Annotated in this window: 16 protein-coding genes; all 16 read right to left on the bottom strand. The window is 43.5% G+C overall.

The features are described 5' to 3' along the window. Positions 1–8: 8 nt before the first annotated feature. The 16 genes from DW640_RS10105 to DW640_RS10030 all read right to left on the bottom strand — a co-directional run bounded on the left by DW640_RS10105 (position 9) and on the right by DW640_RS10030 (position 21681). A complete protein-coding gene (locus tag DW640_RS10105; protein WP_011108892.1) occupies positions 9–1031 on the bottom strand; it encodes a S41 family peptidase in 1023 nt (340 codons plus the stop codon). 48 nt (positions 1032–1079) lie between these two features. Then, on the bottom strand, positions 1080–1940 hold the full coding sequence (locus DW640_RS10100) for a DUF3316 domain-containing protein (protein WP_008762529.1): 861 nt from the start codon (positions 1938–1940) through the stop codon (positions 1080–1082). 38 nt (positions 1941–1978) lie between these two features. Next, positions 1979–4624 carry a DNA gyrase/topoisomerase IV subunit A gene (locus DW640_RS10095; protein WP_048696320.1) on the bottom strand — a complete coding sequence of 882 codons (2646 nt, stop codon included), beginning with the start codon at positions 4622–4624 and terminating at the stop codon, positions 1979–1981. A gap of 874 nt (positions 4625–5498) precedes the next feature. After that, positions 5499–6842, bottom strand: coding sequence for a Gfo/Idh/MocA family protein (locus DW640_RS10090; RefSeq protein ID WP_055229075.1), 1344 nt, complete (start codon positions 6840–6842; stop codon positions 5499–5501). Between the two features lie 87 nt (positions 6843–6929). Further along, positions 6930–7169, bottom strand: coding sequence for a hypothetical protein (locus DW640_RS24385; protein WP_008767113.1), 240 nt, complete (start codon positions 7167–7169; stop codon positions 6930–6932). 3 nt (positions 7170–7172) lie between these two features. Next, positions 7173–8498, bottom strand: coding sequence for a Gfo/Idh/MocA family protein (locus tag DW640_RS10080; RefSeq protein WP_008767112.1), 1326 nt, complete (start codon positions 8496–8498; stop codon positions 7173–7175). A gap of 3 nt (positions 8499–8501) precedes the next feature. Next, positions 8502–9272 (bottom strand): FAD:protein FMN transferase, encoded by a 771-nt coding sequence (locus tag DW640_RS10075; protein WP_008767111.1) that lies wholly within the window; start codon positions 9270–9272, stop codon positions 8502–8504. A 55-nt stretch (positions 9273–9327) separates the two neighbouring features. Continuing rightward, positions 9328–10734: a putative oxidoreductase C-terminal domain-containing protein gene (locus tag DW640_RS10070; RefSeq protein ID WP_062695801.1), complete on the bottom strand. Its 1407-nt coding sequence runs from the start codon at positions 10732–10734 to the stop codon at positions 9328–9330. Between the two features lie 9 nt (positions 10735–10743). Further along, complete coding sequence (locus DW640_RS10065; protein WP_008762536.1) at positions 10744–11748, bottom strand: Gfo/Idh/MocA family protein; 1005 nt, start codon at positions 11746–11748, stop codon at positions 10744–10746. Positions 11749–11754: 6 nt separating this feature from the next. Beyond that, the gene (locus tag DW640_RS10060; RefSeq protein WP_008762537.1) at positions 11755–12540 is read right to left on the bottom strand and encodes a glucosamine-6-phosphate deaminase; all 786 of its coding nucleotides are present in this window, start codon (positions 12538–12540) and stop codon (positions 11755–11757) included. Further along, positions 12521–13708: an N-acetylglucosamine-6-phosphate deacetylase gene (gene nagA, locus DW640_RS10055; protein WP_117578007.1), complete on the bottom strand. Its 1188-nt coding sequence runs from the start codon at positions 13706–13708 to the stop codon at positions 12521–12523. Before nagA ends, DW640_RS10060 begins: the two co-directional genes overlap by 20 nt. A 31-nt stretch (positions 13709–13739) precedes the next feature. Further along, a complete protein-coding gene (locus DW640_RS10050; RefSeq protein ID WP_117578005.1) occupies positions 13740–15056 on the bottom strand; it encodes a sugar MFS transporter in 1317 nt (438 codons plus the stop codon). Positions 15057–15199: 143 nt separating this feature from the next. Then, positions 15200–17398, bottom strand: a complete 2199-nt coding sequence (locus DW640_RS10045; RefSeq protein ID WP_011108899.1) for an alpha-N-acetylglucosaminidase — start codon at positions 17396–17398, stop codon at positions 15200–15202. A gap of 27 nt (positions 17399–17425) precedes the next feature. Further along, entirely contained in the window at positions 17426–18607 is a 1182-nt protein-coding gene (locus DW640_RS10040; RefSeq protein ID WP_008767106.1) for a DUF4855 domain-containing protein, read from the bottom strand. Between the two features lie 8 nt (positions 18608–18615). Beyond that, positions 18616–20577 carry an NPCBM/NEW2 domain-containing protein gene (locus tag DW640_RS10035; RefSeq protein WP_370448180.1) on the bottom strand — a complete coding sequence of 654 codons (1962 nt, stop codon included), beginning with the start codon at positions 20575–20577 and terminating at the stop codon, positions 18616–18618. A gap of 27 nt (positions 20578–20604) precedes the next feature. After that, positions 20605–21681, bottom strand: coding sequence for an SGNH/GDSL hydrolase family protein (locus tag DW640_RS10030; protein ID WP_008767104.1), 1077 nt, complete (start codon positions 21679–21681; stop codon positions 20605–20607). Between the last annotated feature and the right edge of the window lie 20 nt (positions 21682–21701).

The raw sequence follows: 21701 nt of genomic DNA, 5'->3' as shown, positions 1-21701 counted from the left end.
CAACAAAGTTACTCACTTAAGATTTCAAAAGCCTTTTCAATCAGTGTGTCCCTATGTTTAGATTGGTCATCCTCAGTCATATCGATAGCTATATCAGGCAAAATACCTTCTTCCAGCGGCTGCATATTTTTGTCGAAATGAGGACTGGCGGAGAAGCGGATGCTCCATCCGTTCGGCAGTTCCGATGTGAAAGGAAGTCCCGAACCGCCACCTGTCTGGTCACCGACCTGGATGATCTTGCCATTGTCTATGCTGCGCATCAGATTGACGAAATCATTGGTTGCACTGTAGCAACGGCGGTTGGTCAGTATAACGACTTTCTTCTGCCAGCGGATGCTGTTGGAAGGTTCCAGGTAGATCGGTTCCGGTTGGGAAAAGTCACTATGTCCTGTTCCCGTTTTATGCTGTATGAATCCGGTCAGGATTTTACTATTGGTAAATCGGGCGGCAATGCGGGAAGAATTAGTCAGATTACCTCCTCCGTTGTCGCGTACATCGATAATCAGTCCGTTGCAGGTTGCCAGATAGACAAGGATTTCATCCAGATTGCCATCGCCGACCCCGGAACTGAAACTTTCGTAGCGGATATATCCGATATTATTGTCGAATATTTTGTACTTCATCCCCGCCGATGTATAGTAGTCCTTGCTGGCACTGCCCAGGTAATACTGGTAAAGAATATCCTCCCGATAATTCCACGGATACCCCTGATACCATGCGTCGTAATAAGAGACACGCTTGGCAGATGAAAGATTGACATGACCGTCTTTCAGGATATAGAGCATCTCGCTGAGTTTATCGAAAAGGTCGTCATTGGACATACCCGGTACAATCAGTTTGCTGTATTTCTCATGAACCGCATCCCAGTCAATACCTTTCGAGTCCAGAAAGCAATACCGTTCGTCAATGATCTTCCATAGTTGCTCGAAGTTTCCTACGGGATCATCAGCGTAATCATCTTCTCCGATGCACCCCGTCTGTATCGGGAGGCAGCAGAGCAGTAAAAGTAGTTGTATAATTCTATTTCTCATTCTTAATCTTTCAGTTCTTGTCCATAAATTCTCCACTCTCCACTTCTCCTAGTACGCTCTCACCGACGGAGGCAGATTCGCTCCTTTTTTGTTGGAAACCCGATACAGGTCTTTCACAAATCCTACCATAAATACATGAGAGTAGGTATGTGTCTTGATTCCGTTAACATTGGATTGTTGCAAGTCTGCCAGATAACTGAAACGCATCTTGGTGTATCCTATCGGGAGATCGACAGAAAGCATCTGACGAAGGGACGGCTGATTGTGGAGAGAGGTAAATTGAATAACTCCACTGGAGTTGCCCAGTGAGAAGATTTCGTAATAAGACTGTCCGTAGTGCGGTGAGAACATAAGTCCGATCATCGGTACGTTGACCTGATAGCGGAGTACCATCGGATAGCGCTTGATTTTCAAATGCCAGATAGCCATTCCCGAAGCGTCCAGATTGACGTATGCCCGGGCTGAAGCCGGATTGTTCGAATTGCGGAGATTGTAGACAAATCCTCCGTTGACGTCAAACAGTCCTCCTGCCAGTAACTTGAAGTTCTCGGTGAGGCGGAACTGGTAATGGAGGCCATAGTTCCAGTTGACGAGTCCGGAGAAGGTATTGTTGTTGTCTGCGCGGTTGTGTGTATAGCCGACGTCTGCCTGAAAGAAGTTCTGCACAGAAACATTCCCGTCGAACAACTTTGTCATCCGGATCGTCTCGCGGGAAATACGGAAATCTATTCCTTTATATTCCTGAGGCGAAAGATAGGTGTCGAACACATTGGTAAATCCGACTCCGTACATGGTGGCACGTGTTACGTAGCGATGTGCTTGCAGACTGTCGGTCTGCGCCTGTAATCTTGTGCAGAGGGCGAACAGGAGGTATCCTGTCAGCCCTAAGTATAATAAGTTTTTCTTCATTGGCACATTGGGTATTTTTTACCGCATGTATACATTAGCTAAAACAGCTTCATCTGTCCCGTAATCTCATCGATGATGTCCCCTTCGCTCTTATCGCTGTCCGGGTCCAGATTTTCCGGTTCTTCTTCCGGTTGTTCCGGTTGTTCGTTAGTCGGTTCCGGGAAACGGGTCGGTTCAAGTTCGTTGATGGTATCCACCGTATAAGTAGTGATACGCTTTCCTTTTGCCTTGAAGCCTTTGACTGCAATAAATTCTTCCGCGTCAATTACCATCGCTTCACGGAAACTGTCGTGTCCGCCGAATATGACTTCCAGACGAGGATAGTACTCATCAGTCAGCAGGATCAGACGGGTATTCTTGTTATCTCCCAGATAGTTCTGCTTGCGGTTGGAACCTTCAAAACAGAAACGTTTCAGATACGGATAGTTCTGTTGGTCGGCGTCATAAAGCGCGGCAGTCCATATCTTGTTCGGGTCGAACTTCTCGACGATGCTGACATTATCTTCGTAGTGGTTGCTCAAATCGAAATTAGTGGTGTAGAACTCGCCATTGTTGAGCACTACCAGAATGGTGTCGTCGCTTTGGAATTCTCCCAGATATTCACCCCGTCCGTCGTAGTTGAGGCGCAGGATATCGCGGTCGAACCAGACTTTTCGTCCTCCGAGGGTAGAGCCTCCTTTCTGTTTCAGGGTAATCTTATGCACCGGCAGTCGGGTGAGGATCACTCCCTGTGCCTGACGTCCCTTGATGCTGATTTCACTGAAATCACGTTCGAAGATGATTCGTCTTACACGCGGGTTCGGCTTTAATGTCACTTTGATGATTTCGGCTTCTCCGTTCGGGTTGGCGCTGAAATAAGTGATGCGTGAGTCCGGCGTTCCTTGCGTGACATCGTATTCACGGTCGCGGACCACACCTGTCACGGCAAAACGTTTGATATACGTCGTTCCTTCTTTGCCGTCCCGGTAAGTGATATTGTAGATGGTGCGTTTGTCATTCTTCTTGAATACATTGACGTAAAGTATGTTTTTGCCCACAAACTTCTTGTCGGCTACCGGAGTGACGATATATTTACCATCCCGGAAGAAGACGATCACGTCATCGATATCCGAACAGTTGGCGACAAATTCGTCCTTCTTCAGTGCTGTTCCGATAAATCCTTCATCGCGGTTGATGTAGAGTTTCTCGTTGGCCTCTACCACTTTGGCGGCTTCGATGGTGTCGAAGTTGCGCAGTTCAGTGCGGCGCGGGAAGTTCTTTCCGTATTTGCTTTTCAGCATCTGATACCAGTTTACGGTATAGTCCACGATGTGAGCGAGGTGATCGTCGATTTCGGCGATCTCTTCTTTCATACGGGCGATCAGTTCATCGGCTTTGTCGGTGTTGAACTTCAGGATGCGCCCCATCTTGATTTCCATCAGTTTGAGAATATCCTCTTTGGTCACTTCACGGATAAAGCTCGGGTAGAAAGGAGTCAGGCGGTCGTCGATATGTGCGCAGGCGGCGTCCATGTCTTTGGATTGCTCGAACTCTTTGTCCTTATAGATTCGTTCTTCGATAAATATTTTTTCGAGGGAAGCGAAATGGAGTGATTCCAGTATTTCCCCTTTCTTGATTTCCAGTTCCTGTTTCAGCAGTCCCAGTGTGTTGTCTGCCGACTTTTTCAGTACCTTGCTGACGGTGAGGAAGTGAGGCTTGCTGTCATCAATCACACAGCAGTTGGGTGAGATGCTTACCTCGCAGTCGGTAAAGGCGTACAGTGCGTCGATCGTTTTGTCCGATGAAGTTCCGGGTGCCAGGTGTACCAGTATCTCTACGTTGGCGGCTGTATTATCGTCTACTTTGCGTATCTTGATTTTTCCTTTGTCAACAGCTTTCAGGATGGAGTCGATGACGGTAGAGGTGGTCTTGCCATACGGAATCTCCGTGATGGCGAGTGTCTTGTTGTCCAGCTTGTTGATCTTGGCGCGTACTTTTACCGCTCCGCCGCGTTCTCCGTCATTGTATTTGGCTACGTCGATGGAACCGCCTGTCTGGAAGTCGGGATATAGCTGGAACGATTCTCCATGCAGATAGCTGATGGAGGCGTCGCAAAGTTCATTGAAGTTGTGAGGTAATATCTTGGATGAAAGTCCGACGGCGATACCTTCCACTCCCTGTGCCAGCAATAGCGGGAACTTCACGGGGAGGGTGACCGGTTCCTTGTTTCTGCCGTCGTAAGACAGCTTCCATTCGGTCGTCTTTGGATTGAATACGATGTCCAGCGCAAACTTGGAAAGGCGTGCCTCGATATAACGGGGAGCTGCCGCACCGTCACCGGTGAGTATATTACCCCAGTTACCCTGACAGTCTATCAGCAGGTCTTTCTGCCCCAGCTGTACCAGTGCATCGCCGATAGAAGCATCACCGTGCGGATGGAACTGCATGGTGTGTCCCACAATATTTGCCACTTTGTTATACCGCCCGTCGTCCAGACGCTTCATGGAATGTAGAATACGTCGTTGTACAGGCTTCAAACCGTCATTGATATGGGGAACGGCACGTTCCAGAATCACATAAGAAGCATAGTCCAGAAACCAATTCTGGTACATGCCTGTTAACTGATGCTTTACGTTTTCGTCCCGCGCGTCCGCCGGTTTGTAGTCTGAATGTCCTTCCGTTATCTCGTTGATTTCGTCACTCATATATCAATCTTCGCTTTGCTTTAACAACAAATTTTCTTCTATCCATCAAAAAAAGGAGGATGTGCACGCAAAAATACGAAATAAATTCAATATGAGGACGAAAAGAACTCACGTTTTTATGATGCTGACAGCTTCAGTAATCCTTTGTTTTCTTGTGTAAACTTCCCGAAGACTTGACAAAGCCCTTTTTATGTTGTATATTTGTAGTCGGCTATCCAGCTTTAATTAAAACCTGAACCAATGAAAAAAGAATTGTTTTTTGCTGCATCTGATAGGAAGTATATGCCTTTAATTTGGTATGATATACTGACAATATAAAGAACGGAAGTCTGAGAAAACAGACTCTGTGAGACTCATTTATCATTGATGGGCTGCGAACTCTTAGCGGGTTTGCAGCCTTTTTTGTTGCATAAAATTAAAGATTAATCTTTGAAAAGGGGAATTTGAGTTTATAATAAACTGGGGGGACGTTTATAATAAACGATGCAGGAATTTATTAGAAACGTTTGTCTGGTTTATAAATAAAAGGTTGAAGTTTTTCATGGGAGCTTGGTCGGGGTGTTGCAGTATCTCTGCCACGGATGCGCTTATATGGTGAAATATGATAACATAAACTCTGTTCGCTTTATGATACAAAGAAGGAGCGTGTGTCAGAGTCAATAGTAACAAAATTCTCCTCCTTCAGGAAGGAGGAGTCCCCGTAGGGGGAGGTGGTAGGTGAATACATAAACTATTGATATTCAATTGTACAGTACACCTACCACCCCGGCTTTCAGCCACCCTTCCTTCCCGAAGGAGGGGAGTTTAGTTACTTTTGACATACCCTCCAACAAAACTATAACCTAATGAAAAAACGAGGAAGAGAAGGGCGGGGTTATACCCGTATTTCCCAACCTTTTTCGTATTCTCTGCCCCAGAGCTTGTTAGCTTCCAGATCATTCAGAATACGTCCGCTTCCCGGATCAATATCTAAAGAATGACCTACACGCTGCGCGATATTGCCTAACTGTACTAACTGAGTACTGATGCAGGCATCTACAATGCCGGAATTCAGCTTACCACCTTTGCGGATGGCGTCAAACCAGTTTTCGAAGTGATAAGCATCCAGCTTTTCCGATGGATTTAGCAAATTACCAGTTTCAAACTTCAAGTTACTTTTTACATCTTTGATTACTTTCCCTTGTAAGTCTGTTATTTTGTACTCATTGCCTCCACTGATGAAAAGGGTGCCTGTTTCTCCGTAGAAAGCGGTACCTACTCCGTATCCGTCTACCGGTGTGCTGTTGCAACTACGCCCTTCCCAAGAGCAGGATGCTTCGTCGCCGAACTGGAAAGTGATGAGTTGTGTATCCGGAGTTTGCCAGTCGTCTTGAAAGCGATAACGTCCTCCGACAGAATCTACCTTTGTCGGATAATCAACGCCCAGCCCCCAACGGAGGATATCAACGAAATGAGTTCCGTTATTCAATGCTTCACCGGTACCCCAGTTCCAGAACCAGTGCCAGTTATAATGAATATAATTGTCTTTAAAATTGGGTACCCGTGGTGCAGGACCTTGCCATAAATCCCAGTCCAGATAGTCGGGTACAGGAACCACTTTTCCTGTGCCTATGGAAGGACGGTTGTTGACATACCAGGACTTGGCATATCTTACTTTCCCGATTGTCCCAGACTTAATCTCTTCTATTGCTTTGATAACGTTCGGCCACGAACGACGCTGGTTGCCGACTTGGACAATCCGGTTATATTTAAGCGTCGCCCTGACTAACATTTCATTCTCTGCCGGATTGTGGCTGGTCGGTTTCTCCAGATAAACATGCTTTCCTGCTTGCATAGCCATAATGGCTGCTTTGGCATGCCAGTGGTCAGGCGTGGCAATGACTACCGCCTCAAAATCGTCCGATTCCAGCATTTTGCGGATATCTTTTTCTCCTTTGGGAGTGCGTCCGCTTATTTTATGAATATCTGCCTGACATCTTTCAAGTGCTCTTGAATCAACATCACAAAGGTAAGTAACTTCACAACCTTTCATCTTGGCAAATCCTTGTGCCAAGGCATTACCTCTGGAGTTTACACCAATGACTCCGATTCGTATTTTTTCGTTCGCACCCAGGATTTCCTGATAACTATTTGAACCGAAGCCGGGAATAATGCTTCCCAAGGAAAGGGCGGCCGTGCCTGCAACTGTTTTTTTGATAAAATCTCTTCTTGTTGTCATAGTGTTTATTTTTCCTCAAAGTTAAGCTGTTATTAACTGATATCAGACTTCTTTTCCGTCAATCAATCTTCAAAAAACGTAAAGCTGTTACTTCTTTTTTCGAAGGAGATGGCGTAACCCGATAATGAGTATACGCGGAATCCATAGTATGAAATAGATGAAAAAACTGATAACGAGCACATACCCCAGTTGAGTGAATATTTCAATCCACGGACGTGTATAGACAAGGATTGCAATAATATTGATTGCAAAAGAGAGAAGAAAGCATATCAGATAAATGTTTCTTTCCCTTTTAATTTTTTGGGAGGTGATGATGATATCTTTCATAATTTAAAATTTCATATATGGTATTTTATATTCGTCGGGGAAAAGGATATGTCGCTCTTCCTCCATTGCTTGATTGCCAAGCAGGCAAAGTACGGTGGAGCAATAGGCTTCTTCTACCACATTTTGTGCTTTTTCTCCAGTGATACATGATTGGCAGAAAGAAGAGAGAATGATATCGGAACCATCTTTGTCGGCTCCGATCATGCTCAGCCCGTTGTTGACGTTAATGTCTCCTTCAATAACAAAATGTGGCGTGTATTCCATTTTTGTTTCCGGTCTCCAACTGGGTCCGGCTGTCGGGATAGCAGCGAATACTTTATCCTTAACCTGTCCGATAAGTTGCCGGATGCCCGATGTTGAATGGTCCTCTTCCAGATAATAGATACCTTTTGCCATCTCCATAGTACCTTTGTGCCCGAGGATCTGGTCTTCCATACCGTTGAACTTATTGGAAATCAACGATTCGTAGGCAATCTTGGTTCCGTCGGAGTATCGGTAAGTCACATTTACGCTATCGTATACTTCGCGACCGTCTTTCCAGTAGACGATGTCTCCCATACCGATGATGCTTACCGGCATTCTTTTAGCTGCCCAGTTGCATACTTCCAGTTGGTGACAGGCCAGTTCGGTCATTAATCCGCCTGAGCTTTCTTTGTACAATCGCCAGTTGATTTGATGTTCCAGTTCCGGTGAGGGGACGGGACGGCGCCAGTCTGCATTTCTGAACCAATGGCAGCGCATTCCTACCACATCTCCGATGAGTCCGGAATGAATCATTTGCATTCCTTTGATATACTTCTCGTCATACATACGCTGCATACAGAAGTAGAGAACCTGGTTGGTCGTTTGATAAGCATCATATATAGCTTTGCATTCGTCTAAAGTCCGTGCCATGGCTTTTTCACAGAATACGTGTTTGCCGGCTGCCAGGGCATCCAGTACGATGGGGGCATGCCAATTCAACGGAGTAGAGATGATTACGCCGTCAATATCTGCCGATTCCAAAAGCTTCCGGTAGTCAGTGTATGCTTTGGCACCCGGACATAACTCTACTGCTTGTTGGAGGTTAGGAGCATAATTGTCACAAACGGCAACAATCCGGGCATGGGGAATCTCCTTTAGATTGTGGATATGATACTGTCCCCTGGAACCTGTACCAATTAAAGCGATCCGGGCTTTCTCGTTGCGGATTTCTTTAAGCTTTTCGGGTGTGCAGGAAGACAGCCAGGGTGTGCTTGCCAGCAGTGCAGTTCCTCCTGCGATATATCCCAGACTTTTGATGAATTGTCTGAGATTCAAATCGACTCCTTTTTCTATTTTGTTTCTCATATTTTATAGAGTATATATAGTTCCTTTTATATGTTTGAAGTTCTCGTTGATCTGTTCCCGTTGTTGGTCGTCGGCAATCATCCAGACTGTACTGAGTATTTCTGCATCCAGCGGATTGTCTGATAAGATACTCGTAACTTTTTTTTGTTCGTTGTAGATTCCTGTAAGCGGATTTATAATATGTCCGGTGTACTGTTCCGTATTCCCGGAAGTGGACAACGTATTGTCAGTAAGGCAAAATTCGTCAAGAGTTTGTTGAGTGTAAGGATTCTGCAAACTGACTTTCCAGCAGTCTCCATAAGGATGGTGTCCTATTCCCATAATCGAACTGTTGCCAAAATCGACGAAAGCATTCTCTATATTTCCCCGCAAGAGGATTTCTTGAATCTTTTTTAAGGCGTATCCCTTCGCGAAACCTCCAAAATCAAGTGTTACGGAAAAGTTGCTAAAAGAGATATGGTGATTGCCGTGAATTTGTATTTGTGAGAAATCGTTTAATGTGATGTCGAAAAGATGAAGAGTCTTTTCATAATAATATTGGCATGACCGTAGGATATCTTCCAATTCCGCACTGACAGAAACTGAATCTTGTTGTGTATGGCTGTTTAGCTTTGATACTTCACTTGTGGCATCAAATCGATTCAACATCTTATCCAACCTTTCTAACTCGTCGGTAATATGTGCCCAAAGCATGTTTAGGAGGGGAAGGTTGGAGTGAATCATCAGGATATCAAGACGTGTCCCCATAACATGAGGAATGAATCCATGAAACATGGATTCATCTGCATAATATTTTATTTCACTTCTTAACACGTGTCTGCGGTCTTTTTTATTTCTCTTTCTTTGCCAGCTCTACAGCTGTAGTGGTAATATAATATTTAGATATTGTATTCTCGTTTTCCCATTCTGGCATATTTTTATCATGCAAATAGCCAAGGAATGCTTCTGCTACTTTACTGAAGTGAGCTTCATGTCCCAGCCTGTCCGCCTGTGGTATATCAATCAGATAAAGTCCTTCATTCATTTTTTTGACGGATAGGAACGGATAGGTCGCCTGCAGTTGTTTGATGGCCTTTTGCAACTGGCTCTCAAATTCGGAGTGATCAGACTCTGCAGCTCTTTGGATGTAGAGTTGTTTCACAAAACCGCTTTCTTTGTCCTGAATTGTTTTCAATGTAGCCTTACTTCCTTTCTTAAGGGAGGTAAAAGTGTCGCCACCATCACTTGGAGGAGTGTAATTCCAGATAACCTTCATACCTATATGAATCCCCTTTACTGTGTAATTTAGGCTACCATTCGCTAAAACTTCCAGCACATTATTATTGATATATTTGTTCAAGAAGGCGGGGAAGGTGTCAGCCTGCGTCGATTGCGAAAATTCAGGTAATGTAATGCGGGTAGGCCAATGTCTGGCTTTCAATACTTCTACATCCGACTGATAACGGATGGTTTCGTTGGGGAAACATTGCCAGTTGACCAGATCGATAAGATGAGTGGTTACATCTGCAATACCTTCTCCTTGTTGCTCTGTGTCATAATACCATACCGGACGAATCAGTGGCTTGCCTGATACATTCTTAAAGAAATGATGAACACTTTCCATAGAAACTGACGGATCATTCAAAGACCCTTTTTGCAATTCACCAAAAAGATCCGGATTGTTCAGTAATGATTTTTCGATGATATTCAGGATGTCATATCGTTCAGTCATCAAGTCGTAAAGGAGTAATTTCCTTTCCTTTGCCAATTGATATGCTTGAATCAGTAAGTCGAAATCCTTCTTGTTAATGGCCAAAGGCTTGTCGGAAAGCACATTGTATCCTGCTTTGATAGCTTCCAGAATATAGTTTGTTTTTTTCTGGTTGTTTCCGGCAAGCACGACTACATCTCCTTGACGGTCGGAAAGCATCCTGGAAAGATAATCGCCCCCAATATATATTTCTTCTTTCCAGGATGTGGGATTCTCCGCCCGTTGATTATAGCTATTTATGTCGTTCAGATATTGTTTGACTTCCGCTCCTTCGGGAGCATATACCCGAATTGTGTCGTTCACTGAGGCCAGCGGATTCTTTTGCAACAGACTGGCATGAAAATGTCCTGGGTCGAGGACCACTATTTTTACGTTCGGATTCATATTTTTGTCATGACTGTTGTTTGCCTGCTTTTTGGAAAAGGAGCAGGAAGCAACTATTAATGAGATGGTCAGGATCCCGATGTGTCTGTATGTGTACCTCATGTGCTATTTTTATTTGTAGGTTTTAATTAGCTTTTGTGCATCTTTCAGCCCTTTTCGGTATGCCTCCTCCATGGTAACGATTTTGCCGTTCTGCTCTTTGCTCATATTGGAAGCTTTCATAAAAGTGAATATCTCAATTGTTTCTTCTTTCGAAATCGGAGCTACTCCGGTCTTGAAAAAAGTGAGTATTTGATCGAGCAAAACTTTGTAACCTTCATATCCTCCTGCTGCTATTGCACCTTTGGGGGTATAAGCTGTACCGCCATAAATGGCCGGACCTTCTTTGATTCCCCTGAAAGTACCTATCCGCCCGTCTTTCCAACGGCCTACCACTACATCAGCATCTTGGGAAGACATACGGTTGACTGACTCGCAACCGGTTCCCATAAGAGTATAAAGCGTTTCTACTCCGTGAATGCCATAAAAACCGAAATCGGGGTGAGTCGGTTCTACCTTGTGAGGAGAATAACAGTCAGCTCCCAGAATTTTGCCGAACTCTCCGTTTCTCAGCTTTTGATTCTGTGGAGAATATCTGAGTGCAGAAGAAGAAAAGATAGGCACATTGTATTTCTCCGCCATTTCGTAAATGGCAATAGCTTGTCCCAATGTCGCTCCAATAGGCTTGTCGATATAGCATATTTTTCCGGATTTGAATACTTCCATTGCTTGTTCGAGGTGGATTCTACCGTCGTTTGTTTCAAGCATGACGCAATCTACCTTGTCAAGCAATTCCGCTATGGAAGATGTAATCTCCACACCGTGTTTCTTGACCTCTTCTATATATCCGGGAATTCGTTCGTAACTGGACTGGATAGTCTTTGAACCATAAGGGTAAGCTGCTACGACTTCGAACTCTTTGACAAACTTATCGTCAGAGTCTCCGTTCAGTAGCTCGGTGAAAGCTGTAGAATGGGAAGTATCGAGCCCGATAATTCCTATTTTAATTACATCCTGCGCATATAGTCTGAAGCTGACAGACAAGAAAGCAAGGAGGATAAATAAGATATTTTTCATATGTATTTATAAGTTTATTCGTTCTGCACTTTCAGGATCCAAATATAAACAAGAATTTTCTTTTTTGCGTAATATACTGGCCGGACATTTTTCGGAAATTTCTCCATAAAGAGTGTTGTATACTGCATTGGCTTTATTTTTAAAAGGCACAATGCAGAACATCCAGTCCGCTTTTAATAAGGCTGGAATGGTAAGAGTCAGTGCTTTAGCAGGAACAAGGTCGAATGCTTCAAAGCATTTTTCATTCACTTGTTGCTGGCGACATATCGGGTCGAGTTCTACTACTTTAACTAAATGGGAGTCGTTGAAATTGGCTACATCCGGATCATTGAATGCAATATGACCGTTTTCTCCAATTCCCAGACAGACAATATCGACAGGATGACGAAGCAGCAATTCGGAATAACGTTTGCATTCTTCTTCAAGGTTTTCTGCTTGTCCGTTCAGATAGTTTACAGTCTTGAACGGGACTTTGTCGAAGATGCGCTGACGGAGAAAATTTCCGAAACTTTGTGGGGCTTCCGGATGAATGCCGATGTATTCATCCATGTGGAAAGCGTTGATTCTGCTCCAGTCAATCTGTTTACTGTGAATAAGATGACTTAAGAATTCATTTTGTGAAGGAGCTGCGGCAAAAATCATATTGATTTCAGCTTTCTCTTTGAGAAGTTCGCATATTTTGTTAGTAACTTCTGTCGCAGCACATTTCCCCATCTGTTGGATAGAAGGGAACATTTTGACTGTTAATAGATCTTGTTGAAACAGGTATGTTTCATTGATTGTAGATAACATGGCCTTTTGATATAGTTGTTGTTACGTTAATTTGATTGTCGAAGATGACGATGTCGGCATCTTTACCTTCCTCCAAAGAACCCTTTGGGGAATCCACATGCAGAATGCGGGCGGGGGTAAGGGTTATCATTCGGATAGCATCGATTAGGGGTATGCCGGCTATATTTATCATGGTTCTTACCAAACGATCGGCGGTAGCTACGCTTCCGGCAAATGCCGAACGGTCGGGAAGCTTGGCTACTCCGTCTTCAATAATAACTTTCTGACCGTTGGTCAGGCTGCCTAATATGGATTCACCGTCCGGCATTCCCGCACCTCGCATGGCATCTGTGCAAAGTGCTGTTTTATCGGCCCCCTTGAACTTATATACGAATTGTAGTAAAGGTTTGGGCAGATGAATGCCGTCCGCAATGATTTCTACTGTCATACCATCAATCAGATAAGCTGCCTCTACCACACCTGCATAGCGATAGGCATTTCTACGGGTGATGGTTGACATCGCTGAATATAAATGAGTGATATGAGTATACCCTGCTTCGTATGCTTTTACCACTTCTTCATAAATGGCATCGGTATGTGCGATGGATGGGAGAATGTGACAGCTATTGAGCTTTTCCCCCAGTTCAATTGCTCCTGCCAGTTCCGGAGCAATACTCCATCGTACAATATCTTGTGAAGCTTCCAGTATTGTGTTATATTCGTCCGGATGAGGCGTTTTCAAATGATTGGGGTCTTGGGCTCCACACTGCTTAGGCGAGAAGTAGGGCCCTTCCAGATGCAGCCCGATAAATTGGGCACCTTTTTTATTAAGACTTTTGGCTTTTTGATAAACGGCAAAGGTCGTCATTAGCTCTTCGTTTGTGCTGGTCAGTGTTGTAGGTACCATGGCTGTTGTTCCATATCTGGCATGAGTTTCGGCTACTCCCAGAAAGGCCTCTACGGTTCCATCCATAAAGTCATGACCTCCGCCACCGTGAACATGTATATCGATAAATCCTGGGGAGACATATTGTTGGTTGGCATCTATGATCCGGTCGTCAGCTTGAGGAATATATGCTTCGGATGATACAATCTGTTCTATCTTACCATTCCGGCAAACCATTATTTTATTGGTTTCGATGCCGGTAGGGAGTATTAGTTCCCCATTGATAATAATCAGTCTTTCCATTTTTTTAATTTTTAATGTCTTACGTTCAGTTTTATCTCCAGGAGTTGATTTTATGCCCTTTGATGGCAAAGAATACCAGATAGATAAAGCAAGGAATAAGTACCCAGTAACCGATACGCAAACTGTACTGGTCGGCAAAGTGACCATATACCAAAGGTAAGATGGCATTGCCGCATAATCCCATAATCAGCAGAGAGGAACCGGTTTTGGTGAATTTGCCTAACCCATGAATGGAAAGAGGCCATATTCCTGCATAGATCAGAGCGTTGGGAAAACCTAAAGCATTCAGAAAGAAGATGGAAGCATTGGCTTGATGACCGAATAATGTCATATCGAAGTCTGCCCATACCACTCCGAATGAGAGAGCCAAACCTAGTAATGTACACCCTATCAGTGCATTTTTCTGGGAAATGTATTTAGGGATAAGGATGATACCAAGTATATATCCTATCATTGTGCATCCCAGTGTGTAAGAAGGGAATACTTTTGCTTCCAGTAAATCCATCCCCATAGAGTTGGCGTAATTGATTATAGTGTCAATGGCTATAACCTGTGTACCTACATGAAAGAAAATGGCCAATGCACCTAATATGAGGTATGGAAAGTCGAGAATGCTTTTTTTGTCAGTATGTTTATTGTCCTGTTCATCAGTGGCATTCTGCTCGTCAGTATTTATTTCCGGTAATACGGAGTAGCGGATACCGATACCTGTCAGCAGTAAGATGATGCCCAGAATAATGTATGGGATAATGACACGTTGTATCAATTCATTGAGCATGGCGTTCTTTGCTGCTTCGTCCAGTGCACCGGATTCAATTAATGCAAAGAGTTCACTGTCGTTTGCTTTCAGAATAAGGGCAGCGAATATGAGCGGGGAGATAATTCCTGCCACTTTATTGCAGATTCCCATGATGCTGATACGTCGTGCTGCACTATCTATCGGGCCGATAATGGTGACATAAGGATTGGCGGCTGTCTGCAAAATAGCCAGGCCGGTGCCAATAGAAAACAAGCCGATGAGGAATATTTCAAATTGCCGTGCCAGAGCTGCCGGGACAAAGATAAAGGCTCCCAAAGCAGTCAGCATAAAGCCATACATGATTCCTTTTTTAAATCCTACTTTCTTCAATAGAATGCCCGAAGGAATGGCCATGACAAAGTATGCTATATAGAAAGCAAAGGCTACAAAATAGGATTCAAAATGGGTAAGCTCGCAAGAAATACGGAAGTATGGAATCAGTATGGAATTGACCCATGATACGAATCCGAATATGAAGAACATACCGGCTAGAATAGCCAGAGATATATAATAAGTTTTTTTTCTTGCCGAAGGTTGATTGTTTCCCATAAATTGGTCTTTTATAGTATGTATTTATATAATTGATAAAACAAAGGTAGTACATTCGATTTCTTTCTTCTCTGTGAAAAACGAAAAGCTACATTCAAAAAACGTATCTTTTGAAGCGCCTGTTTGTCGAATGTCCGCCTTCATTATTGTGCTTTGGTAAAGTACGTATCGTATTTTAAGATAAGACTGTCTGCTATTTGAATCGGGTCTTCCTCTGAAACAATAGGGAAAGAGTCTTTCTGTAATGTCCAGTTGTATTCAAATTGCGTAATGTCCTGGTGGAATTTGTCTTCGTCAAAAGGTTTATCTTCCGAAACAGCAGCGATGACTCCGTCTGTGAAACGTTTCCAACGTTCCCGGTAGAAGCTTCGGGTAAGTCCGCCCCAGCCTCGATTGGCATAGTCATTCAGTTGGGTGTCCTGTTGCCCCCATACGGTCAGGATACAGCGTGCATTTTCTTCATAGTAATCCTTTTCCGACACGGTTGCACCACAGTTTCTGGCGTCTTGTAACCATTTCCCGATGGATAGAGTCGCGTCACAGGAAAGGAGGCGGTCTACGTCAAGCAAGAGGTTGTCCATACGGGTACTCCATTCTCTCATGCCTGTTGTATCTTTCCGGTTATAGCAAGCGGTAAACTGATCTCTATATTCGGAGAACAAGTTTCCTAGTACTTGTCTTCCGATATTGATTACGTCAAAGCGAAAATCACTATTGTTGATGTTCCGGGCTTTTAGTAGCTCTTTCCATATTTGCCATAAGTCGTTATTTGCGTAATGTATGCCGGGGTTTGTATTCCAACTTTTAGTTCCCGTTAGTCTGGGGCGTGCGTTCATTAATACCGATTGGCCGCATGTGGCATGTTCGGTATAAATTTTCTGATGCAAGGCTCTCCACGCTTTGATGATATTGGCATCCTGATTTCCTCCTCTGCACATGGACCAGTTGGTTATCCATTGGTCGGTAGTGACAGGATAATCCCATGCCTGGTCAAAAACAAATTCGTACATAAGAGGGTTTACATCAAAGCCTTCAAGAGTTGCTCCCAAGCCATAGACATTGTCTCCTCCCTCCTTGAAGAGTCGTTTAATCTTGAAATCAATATCATTCAGATTGCCTGCTATCATCGTATTGCCGCCAAAATTACCCAGATAACACCAAATATAGGGATTCCCGTAATATTTTTCAGTATTTCGCCAGATTTCTGTATGATCGCAATAGTAATCGAGTAATATCAGTTTGTTATCCGGTACTGCTTTTAGAAAGGAACGGATACGGGGTTGAGTCCATTTCTTTTTGTCATAGAAGAACATCCAGGTCATTTGTAACCATTGGGCTGCTGAGTCTACCTGATGAATCGACTCGTAAATCTTGCTTGAAACATTGGCTAAAAAATCCTCGCTCCAGTCAGGAGAGTCGACTTCATTGAAAGGATCGATTCCATAAATATGGTCAGTACCATATACTTTGGTTTGTTCCTCCAGAAAACGGCGCTGAATGATTGAGTATAATGAGTCCATCGGATCAATAAAATGACTGCGGTATTTTTCATCGAAGCCACCCCACTGACTCATCTGATAGATTTTTGCATTCGGATAAATTGTTTTTAATTCGGCTGGTACATGACCGGCAAATGCTGGTAATACAGGAGTCATATCAAACTCACGTTCTCTTTCGAGAATACGTTTTTGTAATTCCTCCTGATCCTTTAGCCAGGATTGAGGTAGTGGACTTTGCCAGAAATCGACATTGGACATCCGATGCCAGGGAAGATGGGCTGGCCCTGTAAAGTATGAGCGAACCTGTTCGTCGCTCAAACCCATGTCTGTCCATACTTTGTACCAAATGGATTCTTGTCCGGTAATAGCAAGAGGCATGGTGACTCCGTTTAATGCCATCCAGTCTATCAGTCGTTCCCAGTCCTGCCATTTCCAATAGGGCATAGTATAACCGAATGTACAATAGTTGAGAAAAAAACGATTGTCACATTTGGAACGGATATATACTGGCTGAGGTATCTCCGGTAGTACATCAGGCATTTCCACTGTCTCTGAGGCATACCAGGAAACATGGGTATGACAGTAGTTTTTCAGATAATGATTCAAACCGGCAGCCAATGAGTTACGATTGTTTCCTTTTATCCGTATTTTCCCTTGACTCGATTCCAGTATAAAACGGTCTGTATCAATAGAATCTGTCAGTAACTCGAATAGAAACGACTGGGCATGCCGGGGAAATAATCTTTGGCACATTTCTTTTAATACAGGAGGGCCTGTTTCTACATTGCGTTGGCAACTGACTATCAAAAATAGCAGGAGTAAGTATAGGTATTTATGATTCATAGAATGGCGATGATTAAACTGTTTATACTAATGTGAACTCCGGATGGGGCGGCTGATGACAAAATTGCAGAACTCATGATAGAGTTGGGTATCGGCTGCGTTCCCTGATTTTTTTAGTGTAAGTAGGGATGCACTTCCCTGATAATAGGCAAGGCGTTTTTTCTCCCATATGCCATGTTTCTTGAATGCACTCATATAGTTTTTCAAACGATAAGCCTTTCCTCTGCTATTCAGAGCATTGTCATCAAATTCCAGTTCCATGTGCATATCATACGTGAGTGCTTTCTGGCAGGCATCTTCCAGACGAGAATCGGGGACGGATTCGTTGAAGAAATAATTAGGCTGGAAATAAGCATAATTAAATCCTAGTGATTTCCACTGATTATATCCATCTGCTCCATAATAGGGGATCCAGTTGAAACTATATTTTAGTTTATTCAGGTAGATGGCAACCGCATTTAAAATGTCACGGGTGTCGGTCGCTTTCTCGGCAAGCCAATAAAATCCCGCTAATTCTACATGTTGATAGTTCTTTTCATTGAACTTGGCACGTACCTGATCGATATACCATTTGCAGGCTTTAATTCGGTCGGCAGAGTTGGAAAAGTCAAGCGTCTGGTTATCAATTTTCCCCCAATACTTGGTTGATGAGGATGCTTGTTCCGGGTGTTGGTAGACAATGGGCTCTGGTATACTGATCACAATCTGACGTTTCTGCCGTGGGGTTCCCAAAATGGCAGAGGCCTCTTTGACTGATGCATCTAATGCTCCGATTCCTGTTTCAGATTGGAAGTAATAGTCTATAAGTTTCGTCCAGTCTGCTTGATTGGCTGATTCCAGATTGTACCCTTTGGCGAACATTTTATTAGCGCCTCCTGTACCTGTGTCCATAATTTCCAAAAAGAGGAAGCTGTCGAATAGCCAGTGGGATTGATTGTCGGTATCTACATATCTGATATAAGAACTTACACGTTCTTTATCCCATGTATAGGGAGTGCGATGATGTCCTCCGCCATAAAGTAACACCATATCTGTAGATGTCAGTAACTCGGTGCGGTTCTTTTCCCAATCATAGAATTCTACGACTGGATCGTTTATTTCCGGATCATTCCCGGATGGGAGGGTAGGGACCGTGTGGTCTTCGTCTTGGCAAGCAGCAAGACCACTACCTATACAACAGAGAAAGAGAATAAATAGAATACGTTTCATATTTGCTTTTATTTTATAGGTGTTATTTTAATTAGGGAGACACCGTGGTAGGGGATGGAAGTTTCATAACTACCACTGAATATTCCTAAGTTTTTTTGTCTCCATAAGTCTCTGATTTTGACTTTACCTTGGATGCCCAACTGATTAAGGGCAAAGTTAAAGTTATATTTTTGTTGCTGGATATTTACTGCTTTATCCTGATCCCATAAAATGAAGTAGGGATCCATCTGGAAGAAGCCGAGTGCATAGGAACCATCGTATAACTTTTTATACCATATTTGTCCGTTGGGAACTGTGAGCTTAGTAGCAGGGGCTACCAGTGGGTCCTGATTGACTGCAATCACTTCCGGATTGGTCAGAAGACCTAACGTGAAATCGTCTATGGCAGTCATGTCACAACCAAGCAATAATGGGGCGGAAAGGATGGACCATAGGGAGATATGTGCATATTGTTCGTCAGCGGTTAAGTCCGAATCGTGGGATTTTGCACCCCATCCCGGTCCTAATTTGCCTACTACCAACATATCCGGATCGTTATATTTTCCAGGTGCTGATACGTATGCGCAAACATCCTGGAAACATCCGATTGCCATTACAATATTCCATTGGTCGTTGATATCACGGGTTGTTCGCCACAAATTACCTCCGGCTTCCGCTCCCCAGTTCCATACATTGGGAGCTCCGTATCCGACACAATATACGATATCCCGTTTTATCTGATCTAAAGCGTTGCGCATGACGATAAATGGTTCTTGAATCGTTTTCTCTTCCGAGTTCTTCTCAATGGCAGCATAACCGCAATAATCGTATTTCAAATAGTCTACTCCCCACTTTTCCCAAGTTTTTGCATCTGTCAATTCGTGCTGACAGCTGCCTATATGCCTGCCGCAGGTCGTCCAACCTGGTGAAGAGTAGATTCCGAATTTCAGCCCTAACGAGTGAATGTAGTCAGTAAGTGTCTTAAAGTCCGGAAATTTTTCGTTAGCCGGGAGTTCACCTTCGGGTGTACGTTCATCGGCTTCCCATCCGTCATCTATGTTCACATAAGTCCATCCGTAGGCCTGAAGCTTTTCGTGCATGATTCGGGCAGCATCACGTACCTTTTGGTCATCAGCTGCAAATCGCCAGCAGTTCCAGCTATTCCAGCCCATAGGAGGAGTAAGCATAATCTCGCTACCTATTTTCAGTGTGATCTCCTTTTCATCTGTTCCTTTCTCATTTGTCGCTTGTAGGCGGACCTTAAAGTTACCATTTGTATTCGTGCTTCCGGTGATGAGTCCTGTTTTCCGGTTTAACTTTAATCCTTTCGGAAGTCCTTTGGCTTTATAGGTCATAGGTCGTTTGCCGCTAACCATAATTGGCATGAGAAAAGGATTGCCGGGACGAGCGCCATAAGTCAGTGGGTTATTGATTTGTGGAGCGTCCGGACTTTGTGGAGTCAATATGTATTTTTCTTTGGCAATGGGCTTGGGCCATACAGGAATGGGCTGTACGTCACCGAGAGTTGTGAATTTGACATTCAGCCAATCAGCGCGGTCGTACATCATTCCATCTCCGCATTCCTCTACCAATAATAAAACTTTGTCTATTCCTGATAAATCGATATTGAAAGGTTTGGCAGGATCTCCTTTTCTCATAATTCCGCTTCTCCATAGTTCTTTCCGATCTCCTAATATCTTGAACTGAAGATTACAAGCAAATGGGGTATTGTCATCTGCACCTGCTAATCCGGAAAGCGTCTTGGCTTTTTTTCCGATATCAAAGAGCATACGGCTGATTGCATGAGTTCCTATGCCGCGTTCATAGACGATGCCTTTCACAGTCAATGGCGTCATAGTGACTGCTTTGTTGATTCGGGGGAGTCCCCAATCCTGTATGTAATAAGAACTTTCGCCTAACTCGTCCAGCCAAATTTCTTTTACTTCTTCTGCCTGGCATTTCCAACTAATCGTTAGTATAACCAATAACATTATCTGCTTAATGTACTGCATAGTAAATTATTTTTTTAATACTTTCTTTATAACCGGACAAACAAGGTCTGCATATCTCATCATTCCTAAGTCTGTGAAATGAATACCGTCTACTGTTGCTTCTCCATCTTCTCCAAGCATCTTTTCGGAAGAAATTATGTATATATTCTTTTCACCTTTTGTTTTTAGAGATTTGAAGACACTGTTGACGGCTTTATTCTTTTTGTTTATTTCGATAGCTATTTTCTTGTCGAACAGAGCATGAGTGAATACGGGGTCCTCAATAAATATAATCGGAGTGCGTGGATGCTTATCCCGAAGTATGCGATAGAAGGTTTCCATCTTCTCATATATCTGATCGGAGGAAGCATTAGGGACGAAGTCTAGTACATACACTCCTGCATCTACTGAGGACATTACTTCGGCTATTTCGTAGTCTAAAAGTGCATTTCCACTGAATCCCAAATTGACGATTTCTCGATTGAGACGGCGGGAAATAATATTGGTATGTGCCATCCCAGGACGATTGGCACAGCCACCTTGAAGAATGCTTGTTCCATAAAAAACGATTGGTTTAGTCCGTACTGGAATTGCCGTTCGAGGTACTGATATAGATGCTTCTGCGTCTATTCCGATGGACAATGAAATTACTCCATCATAAAGAGGTAAATATAGCATATATTCTCGCTCGACCGGTTCCATATTTGCTATAATTGTAGCTTGATTCACTTTTCCGGTGGGGCGCCCACTATTCACAAATCTCCATGCTCCGTCTACCCATGTGTATAGATCGAGTCCTTTAGTACCGGTAGGTGTCATATGATTCATCAGGTTATTATTCAAATTCTCCCATTTGGTGGCTATTGTTGTTGAATTGGAGCAAAATCTGATTGCTAATCCTGCGGAGTTTCTGCTTAAATTCCATACCGGTTTACGAGAGACATGCTTTAATGAATCCGGCAATCGTTCGTAGCGATTTTCTGTATTCTTTGTGGCTTTACCATACAATGGAAACTTGGCAGCATCATAATATTTTAATTGAGCTTCCAGATATTCCGGCAAGCACAAGAATGTAATGAGCAAAATGATGATATGTCTTTTCATAATAAATGGTTGTTTATAAA

Origin of the sequence: Bacteroides sp. AM23-12 (assembly GCF_003434395.1) — a bacterium.
In the GTDB taxonomy this organism is placed as follows: Bacteria; Bacteroidota; Bacteroidia; order Bacteroidales; family Bacteroidaceae; genus Bacteroides; species Bacteroides thetaiotaomicron.
Note: the sequence above shows the minus strand (reverse complement) of the source record. Positions and strands in the feature narration are given on the sequence as shown.

Coding starts and splice junctions, on each gene's coding strand:
- DW640_RS10105 (WP_011108892.1), bottom strand. CDS start 1,031: ATGAGAAATAGAATTATACAACTACTTTTACTGCTCTGCTGCCTCCCG.
- DW640_RS10065 (WP_008762536.1), bottom strand. CDS start 11,748: ATGAAAAATATCTTATTTATCCTCCTTGCTTTCTTGTCTGTCAGCTTC.
- DW640_RS10030 (WP_008767104.1), bottom strand. CDS start 21,681: ATGAAAAGACATATCATCATTTTGCTCATTACATTCTTGTGCTTGCCG.
- DW640_RS10095 (WP_048696320.1), bottom strand. CDS start 4,624: ATGAGTGACGAAATCAACGAGATAACGGAAGGACATTCAGACTACAAA.
- DW640_RS10040 (WP_008767106.1), bottom strand. CDS start 18,607: ATGAAACGTATTCTATTTATTCTCTTTCTCTGTTGTATAGGTAGTGGT.
- DW640_RS10070 (WP_062695801.1), bottom strand. CDS start 10,734: ATGAGGTACACATACAGACACATCGGGATCCTGACCATCTCATTAATA.
- DW640_RS10080 (WP_008767112.1), bottom strand. CDS start 8,498: ATGAGAAACAAAATAGAAAAAGGAGTCGATTTGAATCTCAGACAATTC.
- DW640_RS10035 (WP_370448180.1), bottom strand. CDS start 20,577: ATGTTATTGGTTATACTAACGATTAGTTGGAAATGCCAGGCAGAAGAA.
- DW640_RS10075 (WP_008767111.1), bottom strand. CDS start 9,272: ATGTTTCATGGATTCATTCCTCATGTTATGGGGACACGTCTTGATATC.
- nagA (WP_117578007.1), bottom strand. CDS start 13,708: ATGGAAAGACTGATTATTATCAATGGGGAACTAATACTCCCTACCGGC.
- DW640_RS24385 (WP_008767113.1), bottom strand. CDS start 7,169: ATGAAAGATATCATCATCACCTCCCAAAAAATTAAAAGGGAAAGAAAC.
- DW640_RS10060 (WP_008762537.1), bottom strand. CDS start 12,540: ATGTTATCTACAATCAATGAAACATACCTGTTTCAACAAGATCTATTA.
- DW640_RS10050 (WP_117578005.1), bottom strand. CDS start 15,056: ATGGGAAACAATCAACCTTCGGCAAGAAAAAAAACTTATTATATATCT.
- DW640_RS10090 (WP_055229075.1), bottom strand. CDS start 6,842: ATGACAACAAGAAGAGATTTTATCAAAAAAACAGTTGCAGGCACGGCC.
- DW640_RS10045 (WP_011108899.1), bottom strand. CDS start 17,398: ATGAATCATAAATACCTATACTTACTCCTGCTATTTTTGATAGTCAGT.
- DW640_RS10100 (WP_008762529.1), bottom strand. CDS start 1,940: ATGAAGAAAAACTTATTATACTTAGGGCTGACAGGATACCTCCTGTTC.